The sequence below is a fragment of the Sphingomonas sp. 179-A 2A2 NHS genome, from assembly GCF_045371305.1.
In the GTDB taxonomy this organism is placed as follows: Bacteria; Pseudomonadota; Alphaproteobacteria; order Sphingomonadales; family Sphingomonadaceae; genus Sphingomonas.
Window position 1 is genome coordinate 104,761 of sequence record NZ_JBIQDE010000006.1, and the last position, 16,376, is coordinate 121,136.

The following is a 16,376-nucleotide window of genomic DNA, read 5'->3' on the forward strand; positions in this document are numbered from 1 at the left end:
CCCGTTCGGTTCCGGCTTAGTCGCCGCTTGGCCCCAGCGCCGGGTCGAGATCGCGCGGGCGCACGAAGCGGGTCAGCGTGCCGTGGTTCGGCGCCAGCGACGCCCAGTCGTCGATATCGAAACTCAGTTCGGCGAGGGTGGCGGTGGGGTATTTCTCCTCCGCCGCTGCGATCATGTCGGGCTCGCCGCCCTGCGTCAGCATCAGCACGAAATCCTCGAGCCCCGGATTGTGGCCGATCATCAGCAGCCGCCCGGCATCCGCCGGCGTCTCGCGCGCCACGTCCAGCAGCGTCGCTGCGGAGGCAAGGTAGAGCCGTTTGTCCCAGGCGGGCTCGATCGCCGCGCCATAGCCGGCGGCAAGATCCGCCACCGTCTCCATCACCCGCTGCGCGGGGGAGGCAACGATATGGTCGAACCCCAGCCCCAGGCGCTTGAGGTGACGGCCCATCGCCTGCGCGGCCTTGCGGCCCTTGGCATTCAGCGGGCGATCGAAGTCACGGGCGACAGCGTCGTCCCAGCCCGATTTGGCGTGGCGCAGCAGCGTCACCGTCTTCAAGGAAGCACTCCGTCATGTGGCGGGAGCCGCCTCATGCCTTAACGCAGCGCCGGAAGAAAGCCGGGAAGCGACTCGCGCGATCGCCTCGTCCAGCGGCACGCGCGCGATCGGCACGCCTGCGGGGAAGGCATCCAGCAGCCGCGAGGGCGTGGCGGCGGACAGCAGCACGAAGACGCCGCGATCCTCGGCCGATCGGATCAGGCGCCCGAACGCCTGCGCCATCCGCGCGCGCACGATCCGATCATCATAGGCGCTGCCGCCGCCCGCCAGCCGCCGCGCCGCGTGAAGCACGGTCGGCTTCGGCCAGGGCACGCCCTCCATCACCACCAGCCGCAGCGAATGGCCCGGCACGTCCACCCCGTCGCGCAGCGCATCCGTGCCCAGCAGCGAAGTGTGCGGATCATCGCGGAAGATATCCACCAATGTGCCCGTGTCGATCGGGTCGACATGCTGCGCCATCAGCGGCAGCCCGCCACGCGCCAGCCGGTCCGCGATTCGCGCATGCACCCCGCGCAGCCGCCGGATCGCGGTGAACAGCCCCAGCGTGCCGCCGCCCGCCGCCTCGATCAGCCGCGCATAGGCATTGCTCAGCGCCGGCACGTCGCCGCGCTTCACGTCGGTCACCACCAGCACTTCGGCTCGGCTCGCATAATCAAACGGGCTCTTCGCCTCGAACCGTGCCGGCGCGCGCATCAGATGCGCCGCGCCCACCCGCGTCTCGGCCGTCTCCCAGTCGCCCCCGGCAGTCAGCGTCGCCGAGGTGACGAGCGCGCCATGCGCCGGCTTCAGCACGATCTCGGCGAAAGGCCGTGTCGGGTCCAGCCAGTGGCGATGCAGCCCGATGTCGAACTCGCGCCCCTCCACCCGGTCCACCGCCAGCCAGTCGACGAAGTCCGGGTTCGCCGGCCCGCCGACGCGCGCGATCAGCGACAGCCACGATGCCACCGTTTCCGCGCGCCAGCCGAGCGAAGCGATCGCGCCTTCCACCCGCGCCCGCGCCTGCCCGTCGAGCCAGTCCGGCGCATCGGTCAACACCGCCTCCAGCCTTTTGCCGAGTGCCACCAGCGGCCGGTACAGCGAATCCAGTGCTACCGCCGCCGGCGCGGCGGCCTCGATCAGCTCCGCCGACGGTTCGGCCAGCTCGGTCTCCAGCGCATAGCCGGCATCCTCCGCCCCCTCGGCGCGCGCATAGGTAAGGCCGCGCACGCTCGCCAGCAGCGTCTCGATCGGCCCGAACGGTGCGCCTTCGCCCAGCCGCTGCAGCCATCCGTCCGCCGCCAGCGCCTGCGCCGCCTTCACCGCATCCGCGATCGCCTGCGCGCCGGCCTCGTCATAGCTCGCGACGTCCGACAATCGCGCCGCCAGCCCGCGCCGCCGCCCGCGGCTCCCCGCCTCCGGGCCGATGATCCAGCGGCGGAGCTCGATCGTCTCCTGTCCGGTCAGCGCGGTGGCGAACATCGAATCCGCCGCATCGAACAGGTGATGCCCCTCGTCGAACACGTAGCGGGTCGGCCGGGTCGCGGTTTCGCGCCCACGCGCAGCATTCACCATCACCAGCGCGTGGTTGGCGATCACGATATCCGCCTCCGCCGATGCCCGGGCCGCGCGTTCGATGAAGCATTTCCGGTAATGCGGGCAGCCGGCATAGACGCATTCGCCGCGCCGATCGGTCAGCGCGGTCGATCCGTTGCGCCGGAACAGCGTGGTCAGCCACCCCGGCAGGTCCCCGCCCACCATGTCGCCGTCCGCGCTATAGGCCGCCCAGCGCGCGACGAGCTGCGCCAGCACCGCGGCCCGGCCCGCAAAGCCGCCCTGCAGCGCATCCTCCAGGTTGAGGAGGCACAGGTAGTTCTCCCGCCCCTTGCGGGTGACCACCTTGGCGCGCCGCACCGTTTCGTCGGGATAAACCCGCCGCGTCTCGTGCCCCAGCTGCCGCTGCAGCGCCTTGGTATAGGTCGACACCCACACCGCGCCCCCGGCGGCATGGGACCAGAGGCTCGCGGGCGCCAGATAACCCAGCGTCTTGCCGATCCCGGTTCCCGCCTCGGCCAGCACCACGTTCGGCGTCTCGCGCGTCGTGCGCGGCGCGAAGGCACCCGCCACCGCCGCCGCATAAGCCCGCTGCCCCGGCCGCGTCTCCGCCCCCTCGCCCACCAGCCTTGCGAGCGCCTGCTGCGTCGCATCCGCATCGATCGCCACCGTACGCGGCGCCGGGCGCGGTGCGCCTTCCTCCCATTCCGGCAGGCGCGAGAACAGCCAGCGCTCGTTCGTCGCCGGCTTGCGGATCCGGTCTGCCAGCAGCGGCGCCCACGCCCAGCGCAGCCGGAACAGCGATTGCGCCGCGGTCCATGCCCCTTCCCGCTCCGGCCAGTCGCCTTGCGGGATCGCCAGCAGCCGCTCCGCCGCCTCGATCAGGAAGGGCGCGATGCCCGCATCGTCCGACGGCAGGTCAAGCCCCGTCACCGCCGCCAGCCCCTTTGGCGTCGGCACCATGAAGCGCGCGGGCCGCAGGAACGCGAACAGCTCCAGGAGGTCCAGCCCCGACAGATCGGCATAGCCCAGCCGCTGCCCGACGAGCGGCGCGTTCATCACGATCATCGGCGTATCGGCCGCCGCGCGGATCGCCTCGCCGCGCGACACGGCACGCACCTCGCCGCCTTGCGCGATCCAGATGCCGGTGTGGCTGGCATGAAGGGCCGGATAGGGAAACGCGCTCACCCCGCGACTCGTAGAACATACCAGCAACGCGCGCCACCCGCTTCGCGCCATCGCCATGCCCCTGCGCGCCGCCGCGATCCGCCCCGTCTTCCTCCTCCGCCATGGACAAACCGAACGCGAAGGCTGGATTCCCCCGGCCCCCTGTGCTTAAGGCCGCCGTGACTTCTGTTATGGTGAGGCGCGCCGGTCCATGAACATCCACGAATATCAGGCCAAGGAACTGCTCGCGAAGTTCGGGGTCCCCGTTCCCGCAGGCTATGCGGCGCTCAGCGTCGAAGAAGCGGTGGAGGCTTCCAAGAAGCTTCCCGGGCCGCTCTACGTCGTCAAGGCGCAGATTCACGCCGGCGGCCGCGGCAAGGGCAAGTTCAAGGAACTTCCGCCCGAGGCAAAGGGCGGCGTCCGCCTGGCCAAGACCGAAGACGAGGTCCGCACCGCCGCGACCGAGATGCTCGGCAACACGCTGGTGACGATCCAGACCGGTGAGGCCGGCAAGCAGGTCAACCGCCTGTACGTGACGGACGGCGTCGACATCGCGAAGGAATTCTACCTCGCACTGCTCGTCGATCGCGCCACCGGCCGCGTCGCGTTCGTCGTCTCGACCGAAGGCGGCATGGACATCGAAACCGTCGCGCACGACACGCCCGAGAAGATCCACACCTTCTCGGTCGATCCGGCCACCGGTTTCCAGCCCCATCACGGCCGCGCCGTGGCGCATGCGCTCGGCCTCACGGGCGATCTCGCCAAGCAGGCGCAGAGCCTCGCGGGCAAGGTGTACGACGCCTTCCTCGGCACCGATGCCTCGCAGATCGAGATCAACCCGCTTGCCGTCACGGACGACAACAAGCTGATGGTGCTCGACGCCAAGGTCGGCTTCGACGGCAACGCCATGTTCCGTCACAAGGACCTGATGGAACTGCGCGACGAGACGGAGGAAGATCCCGCCGAGCTCGAAGCGTCGAAGTACGACCTCGCCTACATCAAGCTCGATGGCGACATCGGCTGCATGGTGAACGGCGCCGGCCTCGCCATGGCGACGATGGACATCATCAAGCTGAACGGCATGTTCCCGGCGAACTTCCTCGACGTCGGCGGCGGCGCCTCGAAGGAGAAGGTCACCGCGGCGTTCAAGATCATCCTCGCCGATCCGAACGTGAAGGGCATTCTCGTCAACATCTTCGGCGGGATCATGAAGTGCGACATCATCGCCGAGGGCATCGTTGCCGCGGCGAAGGAAGTGAACCTCTCGGTGCCGCTGGTCGTGCGCCTCGAGGGCACGAACGTCGACAAGGGCAAGGAAATCCTCGCCAATTCCGGCCTCGCCATCGTTCCTGCGAACGACCTCGGCGATGCCGCCAAGAAGATCGTCGCCGAGGTAAAGAAGGCGGCGTAACGAAGTCGAACCCGCGCCTCCATCGTCATGCCGGTTTCGGCCGGCATCTCCCCGACATGGAGCGCGACCTAACCGGGAGACCCCGGCGTCGACCGGGGTGACGATTGGAGAGTGGAATGAAGGTTCTGGTGCCGGTCAAGCGCGTGCTTGACTATAACGTGAAGCCCCGCGTGAAGGCGGACGGGACGGGGGTCGATCTGGCCAACGTCAAGATGAGCATGAACCCGTTCGACGAGATCGCGGTCGAGGAAGCCATCCGCCTGAAGGAAAAGGGCGTGGCGACCGAGATCGTGGTCGTGTCGATCGGTGAGGCGAAGGCGCAGGAAACGCTGCGTACTGCGCTCGCCATGGGTGCGGATCGCGCGATCCTCGTCACCTCGGACGACAAGGTCGAGCCGCTCGCCGTCGCGAAGATCCTGAAGGCGATCGCCGACGAGGAACAGCCGCAGCTCATCATCCTGGGCAAGCAGGCGATCGACGACGACAACAACCAGACCGGCCAGATGCTCGCCGGCCTGCTCGGCTGGGGCCAGGGCACGTTCGCCTCGAAGGTCGAAGTGGCGGGCGAGACCGTCAAGGTCACGCGCGAAGTCGATGGCGGTCTCGAAACCGACAACTTCAAGTTGCCGGCGATCGTCACCACCGATCTTCGCCTGAACGAGCCGCGCTACGCCTCGCTGCCGAACATCATGAAGGCTAAGTCGAAGCCGCTCGCGACCAAGACCGCCGCCGATTACGGCGTCGACACCACGCCGCGCGTCAAGACGCTCAAGGTCGTCGAGCCGGGCAAGCGCCAGGCTGGCGTCAAGGTCGCCGATGTCGACGAGCTGGTGATGAAGCTCAAGGCGATGGGCGTCGCGAAGTAAGCGCACCGCCGGTCACTGATCCCGTCCCGGGCGCCGCGCGGACGCGGCCCCGACGGGGAGAGGAAAGAGGTTCAAGATGAAGACTCTGGTTTGGGTCGAGCACGACGGTTCGACCGTCAAGGATGCCACGCTCGCCGCGGTGACCGCCGCGTCGAAGCTGGGCGAAGTACACCTGCTGGTCGCCGGCAAGGGCGTTGACGGCGTGGCGCAGGAAGCCGCAAAGATCGCCGGCGTCGGCAAGGTCCACGTGGCTGACGACGATGCCTTCGCGCACGCGCTGGCCGAAAACGTCGCGCCGTTGGTCGTCGAGCTGATGGGCCATCACGACGCGTTCGTCGCGCCGGCCACCACCTCGGCGAAGAACATCGCGCCGCGCGTTGCCGCGCTGCTCGACGTGATGCAGATCTCCGAGATCCTGTCGGTCGAGAGCGAGGACACCTTCACCCGTCCGATCTACGCCGGCAACGCGATCGCGACCGTGCAGAGCTCGGATGCGAAGAAGGTGATCACCGTCCGCACCACCGCCTTCGACAAGGCGGCGGCAGAAGGCGGCTCGGCGGCAGTCGAGGCCGTTGCCTCGACCGGGGACAAGGGCCTCTCGACCTACGAAAGCTCGGAAATCGCCAAGAGCGCGCGTCCGGAGCTTGCCAGCGCGAAGATCATCGTCTCGGGCGGCCGCGCGCTGCAGAACGGCGAGAACTTCCGCTCGCTGATCGAGCCGCTGGCCGACAAGCTCGGCGCCGGCGTCGGCGCCAGCCGCGCCGCGGTCGATGCCGGCTTCGTGCCGAACGACTATCAGGTCGGCCAGACCGGCAAGATCGTCGCCCCGGAAGTCTATATCGCGGTCGGCATCTCCGGCGCGATCCAGCATCTTGCGGGCATGAAGGACTCCAAGACCATCATCGCCATCAACAAGGACGAAGACGCCCCGATCTTCCAGGTCGCGGACATCGGCCTCGTCGGCGACCTGTTCAAGGTCGTGCCGGAGCTCACCGAGAAGCTCTGATCCATGCCGCAGCCGTCTGCTGCCATCTCCGAGCGAAGCGAGGGGATGGCGCGGCACGGCGGCGCGCAGGATTTGACGTTCGAATCAGATGGGGCGGCGCTCTACCGGGGCGCCGCCCTTTCTATTCTAAGCCAGCTTTGCCGCTGGGCAGATGAACAAGTTCGCGGCCAAGCGGGACTTCGCCTCAGAGACGATCCGGCTCTCCGCGCCGTCGTCGATGCCGACGGCATCCGGACGGTGGCGGCGCGGCATCTTCCGCCATCGGCCCGCTCCGTCATTCCGGTCCGCGCCATTCTGTTCGACAAGAGCCCCGTGACCAACTGGTCTCTCGGGTGGCACCAGGATCGCACCATCGTTGTCCGTGAGCGGCACGAGATGGCGGGCTTCGGCCCGTGGAGCCGCAAACATGGCTTGCAGCACGTAGAGCCTCCCTTCACCATCATCGAACAGATGGTGACGTTGCGGATCCATTTGGATGACGTGCCTGCCACCAACGCCCCTTTGATTATCGCTCCTGGCTCACACCGGGTCGGAAGGGTGCCGGAAGATCAGATCATAGCGGCCGTTGAAGCTCACGGACGTCGCACGTGCGAAGCCGAAGCCGGCGATATTTGGGTGTACGCCACCCCGATCCTCCACGCCTCTGATGCATCCTCAGGTGCTGGCCGCCGGCGCGTGCTTCAAGTTGATTTCGCCGGCACCGATCTCCCTCTGCCGCTGGAATGGAGGGGCATCTAGTAACGGCGCTGAGGTGCCGCGACTTACCTCACCCCGCTCGAACCGGCCCTGTCGACCCGCGCGCGATCAGCCGCGCCGGCACTTCCACCGGGCCGTCGTCCACATCGCCGTCGCGCGCCGCGATCAGCGCCTCGACTGCCAGTGCCGTAACCTCGGCGATCGGCTGCGCGATCGCGGTCAGCTGCGGCTGATGGAACCGCACCACCGGCGTATCGTCGAAGCTCACCACCGAAACGTCACCCGGCACCTCGAGGCCGCGCCGCCGCACCTCGGCAATGGTCGCCAGCGCCATCTGGTCGCTGCTCGCGACAATCGCAGTTACAGGGTCGGCAAGGTCGAGCAGCCCAGCCGCTGCGGTCCCCCCGGAGGCGTAGCTGAAGTCACCCGTCGCCATCAGCCCGTTGCTGGAGAGGCCCGCCGCCTGCATCGCCCAGCGCCATCCCTCGATGCGCCAGCCGCTCAGCTCATAATCCGCCGGCCCGGCGATGAAGCCGATCCGCCGATGACCAAGCCCGACGAGGTGCATCGTGGCGTCGCGCGCCGCGATCTCGTCGCCCATGGTGAAGCGAAAGCCCGCCCCGTCCTTCAGCGATCCGATCCGCGCAAAGGCGATGCCCGATCGCTCCAGCAGCCCGGTGATCAGCGGATTGTGCGAATGCGGCGGGGTCAGGATCACGCCGTCCGGCTGAAGCGCGGCGATCGCGGCGGAAAGCTCGCGCTCGATATGGTCGCTATGCGTGTCGACCAGCTCGAAGATCAGGCGATAGCCGTGCTCGGCGCATTTCAGCATGCCGCCCAGCAGCATCTGGTCGACCCAGTCGGATCCCTCGCGCTTGCGCCAGTCCGCGATGGTGCGCTCGCGGTCGTTCAGCGCCAGGATCAGATATGATCGCGAGCCGCCCATCCGCTGCGCCGCGATCGACGGTACGTAGCCGAGCTTCGCGATCGACGCCTGCACGCGCTGCATCATCTCGGGCCGGACGTTCGGCTCCTTGTTGATGACGCGGCTCACCGTCTGCAACGAGACGCCCGCATCCGCGGCAACATGCTTGATCGTGACTGCCTGCCGTCGCCGCCCCATCTGTGACGCTCAGGCGGCTTGCTGGCGTGCGCCGGCGCAATAGCGCGCGACATAATCGGCATGCGGCGGCAGCGTCGCCACGGTGCGTGTCACCTGGTCGCGCAATGTCGCGAGCAGCCGGGCGAGTTCCTCGTCGGTCAGCTTGGCGGCGATCGGGTGCCAGCTGCGCGGCATGATCCCCTGCCCCATCATCACCTGCACCCAGCTGTTCTCCGCGAACAGTTCCTCGTTGCGGCGGAAGACGCGGCCCGTATCGCGGAACAGCTCGATCTTCTGCTCCAGGCTGTCGGGGATCGGCATCGCCGCGCATTGCCGCCAGAAGGCGCTGTCGCGGCGATCGGTGGCCTTGTAGTGCAGGATCAGGAAGTCGCGGATCTGCACCATGTCGGTCAGCTGCTGATCGTTGAACTCGGCGATGTCGCGCGGGCTGATCGGCCCCGCGGGCAGCATCCGGATCAGCCGGATCACGGCGCGCTGGATCAGGTGGATGCTGGTCGATTCCAGCGGCTCCATGAACCCGCCCGACAGGCCGATCGCGATGCAGTTGCGATGCCATTGCTTGCGCCGCGCGCCGGTGACGAAGCGCAGGTGATTGGGCTCGCTCAGCACCTCGCCCTCGACATTGCCCAGCAGCCGCTCCAGCGCCGCCTCGCGCGAAAGGTACCGGCTGCACCACACGATGCCGTTGCCCACCCGATGCTGCAGCGGGATGCGCCATTGCCACCCCGCATCATGCGCCATCGCGCGCGTATAGGGCACCGCCGGCGCCACGCTCGCGGTCTGCAGCGCAATTGCGGAATCGCACGGCAACCAGTGTGTCCAGTCGTCGAACCCGGCGTGCAGCGCGCCCTCGATCAGCAGCGCGCGAAAACCGGTGCAGTCGAGGAACAGGTCCCCCGTCACGCGCGTGCCGCCGTCCAATGTCAGCGCTGCGATGTCACCGCTTTCGCCGTCAAGCTCGACCGATGCGATCCGCCCCTCGATCCGCGTCGTGCCATGCTGCTCCGCCATCGTGCGCAGGAAGCGCGCATAGAGGCCGGAATCGAGCTGATAGGCATAGTTGATCCGATCATCGGGCAGATGCGCGAACTTGCCCTGCATCGCCGCGATCAGCTCCAGGCAATAATCGTCGTACGGCTGCTCGTGCCCCTTCTCGCGCCCGTGCAGCCAGAAATGCTGGAAGCCGGCGGACCAGTGATCCTTGCCGGTCAAGCCGAAGGAATGGAAATAGCGGTCCGTCCCGTCGCGCCAGCCGTCGAACAGGATGCCCAGCTTGAAGGTGGCGTTGGTCGCCGCCATGAACTCGGCCTCGTTGATCCCGAGCAGCCGGTTGTAGCCGACGAGCGGCGGGATCGTGCTTTCGCCGACGCCCACCGTGCCGATCGCCTCCGATTCGACCAGGGTGACCTCGGCCGCCCGGCCGAGCGTGCGCGAGATCGCGGCGGCGGCCATCCAGCCGGCGGTGCCGCCACCGGCGATCACGATTCGGCGCGGGGGCATGTCGGTCATCGGCTCAGCTGTCGCAGGAGGAACGCGCGGATCCGCGCCGCGCTGTCGGGGGTCAGGGGATCGAGCACGCTGCGCGCCCCTTCCGGGATATGCGCCCGCGCCGCGTCGGGATCGCCGAACACATAATGATCGAACATGTCGCGCCAGTGCGCGCGCTCGTCTGCCGGCAAGTCGCGGATCGCCATCAGCGCGTGGTTCAGCGCATCCTGCGGCTGCCCCAGCCAGCGCGGCGTGTCGCGCCACCAATAGTTCACCAGCACGTTGAACGGCGCCAGCCCCTCCACATGGTGCCACCACATCGACGGGATGTAGAGCGCGTCGCCCGGCTCCAGCTCAACGACCTGCGCATGGCGCAGCGCCTCGCGGAACCCGGGATAGCGGGCAAAGTCGGGCGCATGGAAGTCGACCATGCTGACGGCGCGCCCCGCTGGCGTATTGTCGATCGGCCCAAGGTACAGGTTGCGGAACTGCTCGCGCGGGAACAGCGTGAAGCGCCGCCGGCCCACCGCCACACACGCCAGGTTGCGCGGGAAATCGTTATGCGCCGCGATCCGCGTGCGCGTGCCGATCCAGATGCTGGCGAGCGGTTCGCGCGCGCCAAGGTCGACGGTATTCGCCTCGGCCAGCCCCGTGAAATAATCGTGCATGTCGATCGAGGCGAGGTAGATCGGCGGCGCGTCCGGCTGCGCTTCGACCGCGTCGATCTGGCGGAAGATGTCGGGCAGCTTCGCCTTGGCGACGCGGAAGTTCATCCGCATCGCCTCGTCGTAGAACAGCCGCCCGTCGCTGCCCGGCGCGCCGACCGAGACGGTGAAGGGCGCATCGCGCCGCCGCCGCAGCAGATAGTCGCGCGCCGCCAGGCCGGATTCGAGCCCTGCCTGCACCAGCGGCCAGTCCCGCACCAGCCCGCGCACCACGAACGGAGTCTCCGCGCCGGTTAGCGCGGCGTCCAGCGTCGTGCCGGCGACGCTGCGCTCGTCGACCAGCCGCAGGTCCGCGAAGATCCCCGCGTCGCCTTCAGCCATGCGCCCGCTGCCGGTTCTTGCGCGCGACGAGATCATGCAGGTTGCCGAGCGAGGCGAGCGCCATGAAGATCGGCATCAGATGCCCGTCGCGGTGAAGCGCCGCCACCGCCTCGCCATCCAGCGCGCGCAGCTTCTCCTCGTCGATCACATGGAAGCCGACCAGCCGGTTGGTCGAGCCGTCGGCCAGCGTGATCTCCAGCGTCAGCGGCTCGAGCAGGTCGTGGCGGCGCAGCGCGGCGAAGAAGTCAGCGGATTCGCGGTAGCCCGCATCCAGCGCGCCGAGCTTCTCGGCCATCGCTTCAAGGAACAGCGTCGGCCGCCCCTCCGGCTCGAACAGCCGCACGCCCTCGTCGTTCGACAGGCGCGGGCTGGCGAGGTCGACATGCACCTGCCGCTGCCCCTCGCCATCCGCGCCGCCGATCAGGAACGGCTGCACCTCGATCGCCAGCGGCAGATACCCCGCGTCCCACCGATCCCCGTTGAGAAACAGATTCTCCCCCGCCTCGAAGCCGAACATGGCGAGCGCGGTGAAGCCGTCGCGCTCCGCGTTCAGGCGGAACAGGATCGGGTAATGCTGCTGCACGTCGCGAAACTCGCGCGGCATGGCGAGGCTGTTCATCACCGCGTCGCCCAGCTCCGGCCCGCGGTCGGTGCGCACGCGCAGCTCGCGGTGCGCCTCGACGGTGAGGATGGCGTGGCTGGTGGTCATGCGGTCGCCTTATGGCCTGATGGTGCGCGCAGCTGGTCTAGATAGGCGCGGTTGGTGGGAAGGCTGGCGGTGAGCGCGCGGGCGCGCTGCGCGTTCTGCCGCAGCGACGCCGCCGCTGCATCGCGCCCGTCGATGCGCACTGGCCCCGCCGCCGGCGCCGCGCCGCCCATGCCGTAGAGCACGTACTGATAGCTCGCCGCCGGGAAGATCTCGTCCACCATCGCGAAATCGCGCGCGCTCGGCGGCTGGTCGCGCCAGATCGCCAGCAGGTCGCTGAGATGCTGCGGCACCGTCAGGGAATCGCGGTTCGCGCGCCAATATTCCTCGGTCCGCTCGCTCAGCACGTAATGCAGCTTGAGGAAATCGACGATCCGGTCCCAGCGATAGCGGAACAGTTCGTTGAAGCGCCGCGCATGTCGCTCCATCGCGCCGCGCGTCCGCGGGAAATTATCGAGCAGCGCTTCCAGCCCAAGCTCGATCGTCACGATCGCCGATGCTTCCAGCGGCTCGAGGAAACCGGCGGACAGCCCGATCGCCAGGCAATTGCGTTCCCAGAAACGCGCCCGGTGCCCGGATCGGAACGTCAGCCGCCGCGGGCTCAGTGCCGCGATGTCGACGCCGGGCGCCGTGCGCTGCAGATAGGCGCGCAGCGTTTCGGCCGCGGCATCGTCGCTCAAATGCGCGGACGAATAGACGCAGCCGACGCCTCGCCGTGTCGGCAGCCCGATGTCCCAGATCCAGCCCGCCTCGTGCGCCGTCGCATTGGTGGTCGAGGCGATCGCGCTGTCCGGCGCCACCGGCACCTGGATCGCGAGTGCACGATCGTTGAATAGTTCATGCCCCCGATCGAGAAAGGCCGCGCGATAGGTACCGCCGATCAGCAGCGCGGCATGGCCGGTGCAGTCGATGAACAGGTCGCCCGCCACCTCGCCGCTCTCGCGCAGCCGCACGCTGGCAATGTCGCCATCCTCATGCTGCGCCACCGATACGACATGGTCGCGCACATGGCGCACGCCCAGCCGCTGGGTCGCATGGCGCTGCAGCAGCGCGGCGAGCTTCACCGCATCGAGGTGATAGGCGTAGTTCAGCGCGCCGGCGTAATCCGGCATCGCGCGCTGCCGCGGCGCGAGATCGAGCGCGCAGACCCGCGCCTGCGGCGTCACCGCATCGGCGAAGCGCGGCTCCGCCCCCGCCCGCCACGCCGCCACCAGCGCGCGTGGATCACCCTCGGCGGGCATCGAAAAGGGATGGAGATACGCGTCGTCCGGCGCTCCCGTGCGCCAGCCGATGAAGCGCGAGCCTTGCTTGAACGAGGCATCGCAGGCGATGAGGAATTCGGCTTCCGGAATGCCGATGCGCGACAGCGTCCGCCGGATCGTCGGCCAGGTGCCTTCGCCCACCCCGATCGTCGGCACGTCGGGGGATTCGATCAGCGTCACCGACAATGGCACGGCGGCGTCGGGATCGGCGCGGGCCGCGATCGTGGCAGCGGCCAGCCACCCGGCGGTGCCCCCGCCCACGATCACGATATTGGCGACCTGCCTGTCCACTTGCCTGTCCATTTCCCAGCCGCCGCAACTTGCCGCCGCTGGCCGAAAATAGCCACCCTTCCCCGGGGGGAAGGGCGGCCAGTCGGGGGAACGTCAGAAGGTGAAGCGAACGCCTGCCGAGTAGCGGGCGAAGCCCGGCTGCGAGAAGGTCACCATCCGCTCGGAACGGCGATGCCCGCGCCGCGACGATCCGGTCAGGTTGATCGCTTCGCCGAACACCGCCAGGCCCTTGCGAAACTCGTAGCTCACGCTCGCGTCCACCTGACCATAAGCTTCGATGTACGTCGGGTCGAAGCCGTTGCTGGTGTTCTGGAACCCGTCGCGCCAGTTGTACGCGACGCGTGCCTGCAGGCCGTATTTGTCGAAGAACAGCACGGCGTTGGCGCTGTCGCTCAGGCCGACCAGCGCGAACTGCTCGGTGATCGGGTTCAGCGCGTTGTTGAACTTCGCGTCGCCGTTGACGATCGTATAGTTCAGGATCGTGCCGAAGCCGGTGTCCCAGAAGCGATGCTGGAGCGCGAACTCCCAGCCGTCGATCTTTGCCGTGCGATCGTTGTTGAACGGCTGGTCGATCTGGAAGTTGAACAGATCGTCCTCGGGCAGGCCGAAGATGTTGCCGGTCAGATACGTCACGCCGCCCGCTTCCGTCACGCCGGTCACCTGTGAGGAGCCGGGGAAGTTGCGCAGGATATAGTCGCGGATCTGGATCAGGTCGCTCGTGCCGAGCGCCGCTGCCGCCGCGCGGGCACGCGGGCCCGATGCCGGATTGCGCAGGTCGGCGAACGAACGGTCGATCTGCGTGCGGCTGATGAAGTTCTCCACGTTCTTGTGGAAATAGCCGACCGAGAAATAGCTTTCCGGCTGGTAATACCATTCAGCCGACAGATCGATGTTCTTCGACTTGTACGGCAGCAGGTTGGGATTGCCGTTGGTGCCGGTGCCGCCGCCGATGCGCGGGTTGGACGCCAGCTCCAGCCCGCCCTGAAGGCTGGCGTAATCGGCGCGGGTGATGGTGTGGCTGTACGATGCGCGCAGCTTCACATTGTCGATCGGCTCCATGTCGAAGTCGATCGAGGGCAGCCAGTTCTGGTAATTGCCCTTGGAGGTGAGGAACGCCGGATCGGGCGCATAGGTCAGCGCGAACTCGTTGGCCGCGGTCCAGCGCGTGCCGATCGGCACCTGCACCAGCGCCTGCGAGCTGACGTCCGTGTGGTCGTAGCGAACGCCAGCGACGAGGTGCGCCGGACCGGCCAGGAGGTCGAACCGCGTGTTGACCTGGAGGTAGGGCGAGATCGTCTTCTCGCGCAGGCGGCGATCGGTCGTGAAGTTCGCCAGGCACGTGCCCTGCTGCGCCGTGCCCACCTGCGGATTGCCGCAGATGTTGTACCGCGAACGCAGCAGATCGGCCATCTGCTCGAAGTTGAAGCCAAGGATCTGCTGCGGGATCGCCGGATCCTTCGCGCCCGGCACGCCCTTGAACTTGTCCGGCAGGCTGATCAGCTCGAACAAATCGTCCGGCGTCGCTGCCGCGCCCGCTGCCGGGCCGGCCGGATCGATGCCGCCCCAGGTCTCGTTCTGGATGAAGCCGTACGCCGACCGCACCTGGTTATCGACATAGGAGAAGCCGAAGTCGATGCTGTCCAGGAACGCGCCGTCGTGGTCGTACCGGCCCTTGATCTGGAACTGGTTGATCTCGTCACGGAAATACGCGTTGCGGAACGCATTGCCGGTCGGCGTCACGATCGAACGATCGAGCGGGTTGATGCCCGGCAGCATCTCGTAGGAGATGATCGGCAGGTCGTTGCGGAAGTCGATCGTCTGCCGGCCGACGCCGAACACCGCGCTGCCGATGCTCGTGCTGGTGCCGTAATCGTTGGTCGGCTTGGATTCCGCGGTCGAGTGATGCGCGTCGAACGACACGGTCACGCCGCCCGGCGCTTCCCAGTTCAGGTTGAAGCCGAGCGACTTGTTCTCGGAAACGTTCGCCGCCAGCGACGCGCTGTACGACAGGTCCTTACCCGGGCCGAACGCCTCGCTGTAGAACACCGGGCCGGCGACCGGGCCGTCGGTCCACTCGCTCGATACGTCGCCGAAGTTGAACCACACGCCGACGCTGTTGTTGCGCACTTCCACCTTGTTGCGCGAATAGGTGAAGTCGGCGGTCGCGGTCAGCGTGTCGGTCGGCCGGATCTGCAGCACCGCCTGGCCGTTGATTCGCTCGCGATCGATGTCGCGCACGTTGTACGAGGCGTCCTGCGGGATCTCGTAGACGTCGTTGCCCTCGGGGCGGTTGATCTGCTGGCCGTTGGTAGGCAGCGTGCCCCAGTTGTTCTCGGAACCGATGAAGCCGTCGCGGAAGCCGACCAGCGCTTCGTTCGCGCTCGCCTTGCGGCGCTGGTAGATGCCGTTGACCATGATGCCGACGCGGTCGTCGGCAAAGGTGGTCGAGAAGATGCCGGACACTTCCGGCGTGATCTGGTTCTTGCCGTTCTGCGAGGTGTCGAGCACGCCGCGCGCGGAGATGCTGCCGCGCATGCCCGGCCTGTCCAGCGGGCGCGGGGTGCGGATATTGATCGTAGAACCGATGCCGCCCGACGGCACGGCCGCGCGGCCGGTCTTGTACACCTCGACGCCCGCGATGCCTTCGGAGGCGAGGTTGGCGAAGTCGAACGAGCGCGACGCGGGCGCGCTGGCGCCGTCGCCCAGCGACGACGTCGGCATCTGGCGGCCGTTCAGCGTGACGAGGTTATATTCCGGGCCAAAGCCGCGGACGGTGACGAACTGGCCCTCGCCGTTCGACCGGTCGATCGACACGCCGGTGATACGCTGCAGCGATTCGGCGAGGTTCGTGTCCGGGAACTTGCCGATATCCTCGGCCGAGATCGCGTCGACGACGCCCTGCGCGTCGCGCTTGATGTCGATCGTCGCGCGCAGCGAGGCGCGGATACCGGTGACGACGATGTCTTCTTCACCCTCACCCGGCGCGGCAGGGGCTGCCTGCGGGGTTTCGGACGGGCCCGGGTTGCCGACGGTGGCTGCTGCATCCTGTGCCAGCGCGATCCCCGGTGCGGTCGCCAGAGCGACTGCAGAAGCACCGATCACGAATCGCGAAAACGAGCGAGCCTTGAAGCTCCCCATGAAAACCCTCCCCTGTACGTCCCTGTACGTACGCCAATGAGCCCGCTCGAAAGCAGGATGTGAACGTTCACTGCTCCCGCGTCCGGCTCA

The 16,376-nt window shown here is 67.8% G+C and carries 12 protein-coding genes; 4 read left to right on the plus strand and 8 right to left on the minus strand.

Annotation, left to right across the window (positions count from 1 at the left end):
• Positions 1–16: 16 nt before the first annotated feature.
• Both ACH0AE_RS14270 and ACH0AE_RS14275 read right to left on the minus strand, forming a co-directional pair.
• Positions 17–556 carry a histidine phosphatase family protein gene (locus ACH0AE_RS14270; RefSeq protein WP_294441891.1) on the minus strand — a complete coding sequence of 180 codons (540 nt, stop codon included), beginning with the start codon at positions 554–556 and terminating at the stop codon, positions 17–19.
• Between the two features lie 12 nt (positions 557–568).
• Positions 569–3,325, minus strand: a complete 2,757-nt coding sequence (locus ACH0AE_RS14275) for a helicase C-terminal domain-containing protein (protein ID WP_406875885.1) — start codon at positions 3,323–3,325, stop codon at positions 569–571.
• Positions 3,326–3,464: 139 nt separating this feature from the next.
• On the opposite strand from ACH0AE_RS14275, the gene sucC reads away from it, so the two are divergent.
• The 4 genes from sucC to ACH0AE_RS14295 all read left to right on the plus strand — a co-directional run bounded on the left by sucC (position 3,465) and on the right by ACH0AE_RS14295 (position 7,274).
• Positions 3,465–4,664, plus strand: coding sequence for an ADP-forming succinate--CoA ligase subunit beta (gene sucC, locus ACH0AE_RS14280; protein WP_294441893.1), 1,200 nt, complete (start codon positions 3,465–3,467; stop codon positions 4,662–4,664).
• A gap of 116 nt (positions 4,665–4,780) precedes the next feature.
• Complete coding sequence (locus tag ACH0AE_RS14285) at positions 4,781–5,530, plus strand: electron transfer flavoprotein subunit beta/FixA family protein (protein WP_294441894.1); 750 nt, start codon at positions 4,781–4,783, stop codon at positions 5,528–5,530.
• A gap of 76 nt (positions 5,531–5,606) precedes the next feature.
• Complete coding sequence (locus ACH0AE_RS14290; RefSeq protein ID WP_294441895.1) at positions 5,607–6,536, plus strand: electron transfer flavoprotein subunit alpha/FixB family protein; 930 nt, start codon at positions 5,607–5,609, stop codon at positions 6,534–6,536.
• A 3-nt stretch (positions 6,537–6,539) separates the two neighbouring features.
• Positions 6,540–7,274, plus strand: coding sequence for a phytanoyl-CoA dioxygenase family protein (locus ACH0AE_RS14295; RefSeq protein ID WP_294441896.1), 735 nt, complete (start codon positions 6,540–6,542; stop codon positions 7,272–7,274).
• 28 nt (positions 7,275–7,302) lie between these two features.
• Here the strand turns inward: ACH0AE_RS14295 and ACH0AE_RS14300 are convergent, their stop codons facing one another.
• The 6 genes from ACH0AE_RS14300 to ACH0AE_RS14325 all read right to left on the minus strand — a co-directional run bounded on the left by ACH0AE_RS14300 (position 7,303) and on the right by ACH0AE_RS14325 (position 16,286).
• The gene (locus ACH0AE_RS14300; protein ID WP_294441897.1) at positions 7,303–8,355 is read right to left on the minus strand and encodes a LacI family DNA-binding transcriptional regulator; all 1,053 of its coding nucleotides are present in this window, start codon (positions 8,353–8,355) and stop codon (positions 7,303–7,305) included.
• A gap of 9 nt (positions 8,356–8,364) precedes the next feature.
• Complete coding sequence (locus tag ACH0AE_RS14305; protein WP_294441898.1) at positions 8,365–9,864, minus strand: tryptophan halogenase family protein; 1,500 nt, start codon at positions 9,862–9,864, stop codon at positions 8,365–8,367.
• A complete protein-coding gene (locus tag ACH0AE_RS14310; RefSeq protein WP_406875826.1) occupies positions 9,861–10,889 on the minus strand; it encodes a cupin-like domain-containing protein in 1,029 nt (342 codons plus the stop codon). Before ACH0AE_RS14310 ends, ACH0AE_RS14305 begins: the two co-directional genes overlap by 4 nt.
• Positions 10,882–11,598: a SapC family protein gene (locus ACH0AE_RS14315; RefSeq protein WP_294441900.1), complete on the minus strand. Its 717-nt coding sequence runs from the start codon at positions 11,596–11,598 to the stop codon at positions 10,882–10,884. The genes ACH0AE_RS14310 and ACH0AE_RS14315 overlap by 8 nt, the downstream gene beginning before the upstream one ends.
• Positions 11,595–13,160: a tryptophan halogenase family protein gene (locus ACH0AE_RS14320; protein ID WP_294441901.1), complete on the minus strand. Its 1,566-nt coding sequence runs from the start codon at positions 13,158–13,160 to the stop codon at positions 11,595–11,597. The genes ACH0AE_RS14315 and ACH0AE_RS14320 overlap by 4 nt, the downstream gene beginning before the upstream one ends.
• Positions 13,161–13,241: 81 nt before the next feature.
• Positions 13,242–16,286: a TonB-dependent receptor gene (locus ACH0AE_RS14325; protein ID WP_294441902.1), complete on the minus strand. Its 3,045-nt coding sequence runs from the start codon at positions 16,284–16,286 to the stop codon at positions 13,242–13,244.
• Positions 16,287–16,376 lie beyond the last annotated feature (90 nt).

Bases quoted from the DNA above. Each gene is read 5' to 3' on its own strand.
- ACH0AE_RS14275 (WP_406875885.1), bottom strand. From the start codon at position 3,325: ATGGCGCGAAGCGGGTGGCGCGCGTTGCTGGTATGTTCTACGAGTCGC.
- sucC (WP_294441893.1), top strand. From the start codon at position 3,465: ATGAACATCCACGAATATCAGGCCAAGGAACTGCTCGCGAAGTTCGGG.
- ACH0AE_RS14285 (WP_294441894.1), top strand. From the start codon at position 4,781: ATGAAGGTTCTGGTGCCGGTCAAGCGCGTGCTTGACTATAACGTGAAG.
- ACH0AE_RS14290 (WP_294441895.1), top strand. From the start codon at position 5,607: ATGAAGACTCTGGTTTGGGTCGAGCACGACGGTTCGACCGTCAAGGAT.
- ACH0AE_RS14295 (WP_294441896.1), top strand. From the start codon at position 6,540: ATGCCGCAGCCGTCTGCTGCCATCTCCGAGCGAAGCGAGGGGATGGCG.
- ACH0AE_RS14300 (WP_294441897.1), bottom strand. From the start codon at position 8,355: ATGGGGCGGCGACGGCAGGCAGTCACGATCAAGCATGTTGCCGCGGAT.
- ACH0AE_RS14305 (WP_294441898.1), bottom strand. From the start codon at position 9,864: ATGACCGACATGCCCCCGCGCCGAATCGTGATCGCCGGTGGCGGCACC.
- ACH0AE_RS14310 (WP_406875826.1), bottom strand. From the start codon at position 10,889: ATGGCTGAAGGCGACGCGGGGATCTTCGCGGACCTGCGGCTGGTCGAC.
- ACH0AE_RS14315 (WP_294441900.1), bottom strand. From the start codon at position 11,598: ATGACCACCAGCCACGCCATCCTCACCGTCGAGGCGCACCGCGAGCTG.
- ACH0AE_RS14320 (WP_294441901.1), bottom strand. From the start codon at position 13,160: ATGGACAGGCAAGTGGACAGGCAGGTCGCCAATATCGTGATCGTGGGC.
- ACH0AE_RS14325 (WP_294441902.1), bottom strand. From the start codon at position 16,286: ATGGGGAGCTTCAAGGCTCGCTCGTTTTCGCGATTCGTGATCGGTGCT.